The 2,315-nt window shown below is 66.6% G+C and carries 3 protein-coding genes; 1 reads left to right on the top strand and 2 read right to left on the bottom strand.

What is annotated here, in order from left to right; all coding sequences use genetic code 11:
* Positions 1 to 457 (bottom strand): hypothetical protein (locus VF794_RS40860; RefSeq protein ID WP_331119336.1); only part of this gene is annotated, 457 nt, incomplete at its 3' end.
* A 72-nt stretch (positions 458 to 529) separates the two neighbouring features.
* On the bottom strand, positions 530 to 1,117 hold the full coding sequence (locus VF794_RS40855; protein WP_331119334.1) for a hypothetical protein: 588 nt from the start codon (positions 1,115 to 1,117) through the stop codon (positions 530 to 532).
* A gap of 488 nt (positions 1,118 to 1,605) precedes the next feature.
* On the opposite strand from VF794_RS40855, the gene VF794_RS40850 reads away from it, so the two are divergent.
* A partial coding sequence (locus VF794_RS40850) for a hypothetical protein (RefSeq protein ID WP_331119332.1) occupies positions 1,606 to 2,315 on the top strand: 710 nt, incomplete at its 3' end.

Genomic DNA, 2,315 nt, shown 5'->3' with positions numbered 1-2,315 from the left:
CCCGGCCCGATTGCTCCTGCACGGCCACGAGCTTCTCGACGATCTCGGCTTTCTTCTGAGGCTCCAGGGGCAGCGCCTCCAGCATCCGCTGACCCGGCAGCTCCGCGGGGTCATCGATGCCCTGGAAGGCGCCCTCGTCGTCGAAGTGCACCGTGGGCACCGGGTCCGCCATGGCGGCGTACTGGGGCGGAGACACCTCGACGTCACGAGGGACGAGCCGGTGGACGCCCTTCTTCTTCGCCGGCTCCACGGACAGCCAGTAGCCGCGGTGGACCTCGGTGTTGCCCAGGGGGCTGTTCATGGTGAAGGAGTACGAGACGCGAGCGGAGAAGGGCGCGGGCCAGGCGAAGCGCAGCGTGACGGCACCCGGGGCGCGCCGCGAGGACGCGAGCGTGGAGCAGGCGCAGAGGGCGGGAAGGAGGGCCGCGAGTACCAGGGAGCGAACGGGGCGTGTCATGGCAATGCGCGCTACAACACCGGTTCGCTCGAAATGCCAGGGGCTTCGCGGGGCTCGGACATGCCATCCCCCTCAACGCGGGCGCGCCGCGGCCTGCTGAAGTGCCGTCCGCTGGGCGGGGCTCGCGCCCTTCCGGGCCTTCTGGAGGTGACGCTCGCGGTTGAAGGAATCGAACCCCTCGATGGCGGCGAGGACTTCTCGGGCGTATTGCTCGGGTGGGAGGGTCGCGGCGAGCGCTTGGAACCACACGGGAAGGACCTTCCTCCAGGCGACGCCTACCTCGGAGGAGCCGCCCTCGTCCGCCCAGAAGACGATGTCGTCATTGGCCTCATCCACGGCGCGGAGCAGGCCCATGAGCATCCCGAGTGCCTCGCGGATATCGGCGGGAGGCGTCCTCGTGGCCTCGCTGACACATCGCTCGAAAAGGCGTTCGCACTCGGCGATCCAGCGTTGTGTGCCCAGGGACTTCTGCATGAAGTTCTTCGAGTTGACGTCGAAGTCCTCGTAGTAATCGCCGCGGTGGCTGGCTTCGCAAAAGTGTCTCACCTCGGCGACGAGCGCCGTTCCGGCGCGGAGCGCCTCCAGGGAGACGTAGCCCGCCGTTATCTCGGCCACCTGCATCCTGGGCACTCGATCGAGGGCACGGTCGAGCAGGCTCAAGAGGGTCTCACGATCGAGTCCGCGCAGGGCGGAGCGGAGTCTCTCGAGGTCAAGCTGCGTACTCGTGACGGGCATGTCATTTCGCGACTGGGGGCGTGGCATCATTCGCTTGGACCTCCTCCGCTAATACAACACCACTTCCTTAGTGGTCCATTCCGGCATGACCTCCGCCGTCCTGTCCAGCACGACTCTGCTTCCAGCGCTCCAGAGGTCCCGCGTCCCAGGAAAGGGAGGCACGCTCAGCGGGTCAGAGGCAGTGGCGCGGACTTGAGCTTGTGAGCAGGGCGGGGCACGGGTGGCGCGCCAGGGTCATGTATCCCTACTTGGGCCCACTTCGTACCCGCCTCGGACCGCGAGAACATATGACCTCCTTGGAACGAGGGGCGGAGTGTGCGGTAGGCTACGGTTCATCCCCACCGTGGATTCCCGTGCTCCAGTACCTGGGGCCAGGAGCGCCGTGGGGAAACCGCTTCACGGAGACACACACAATGATCAAAAAGCAGACCGCGATTCTCGGCACGCTCCTCGCCACCACGCTCCTTGGCTGCGGCACCGAGGACCGCATGGTCGAGGGCCAGTCCGTGGACTTCCACGGCGGCAAGGTGACCACCTGGGCGACGCTCGACGCGGAGGGTGTCGTCAAGGAGGTGGGCTTCACCCTCCCCTACAAGTCCATCGAGAGCGCCCCCGTCTCGGATGGCACGCACGACCACACGTCCATCTTCGTCGCCGACTTCCCGCAGGTCGTCCGCGACACCACCTTCATCAACCACTTCGAGTTCGACTGGATGGCGGCCGGGCACCCCCCCGAGCGTCACTCGACGCCGCACTTCGACTTCCACTTCTACGGGGTGGACAAGGCGGCCACGAAGGCCATCGACTGCACCAACGCGAAGCAGGCCCCTGAGACGGACATTCCCGTGGGCTGGGTGGCTCCCGTTCCCCCGGATGCGCCGGACGCCACGGAGTTCTGCGTTCCGAACATGGGCTACCACGCCCTGCCCACCTCGGAGTTCGACGAGAACGGCGTGAAGAACGGCGTGTTCGACAAGGCCATGCTCGCCGGCTTCTACGACGCGAAGTTCATCTTCATCGAGCCGATGGTCACCAAGGCCGCGCTCCAGCAGAAGGCGAGCTTCTCCCTGCCCGTTCCCCAGCCCAAGAGCGTGGGCCGGGCGACGCTGTTCCCCACCACCTT

This window comes from Archangium sp. (assembly GCF_036389735.1).
Taxonomy (GTDB): domain Bacteria; phylum Myxococcota; class Myxococcia; order Myxococcales; family Myxococcaceae; genus Archangium.
The sequence above is the reverse complement of the archived record's forward strand: the minus strand, read 5'-3'. Positions and strand labels throughout refer to the sequence as shown.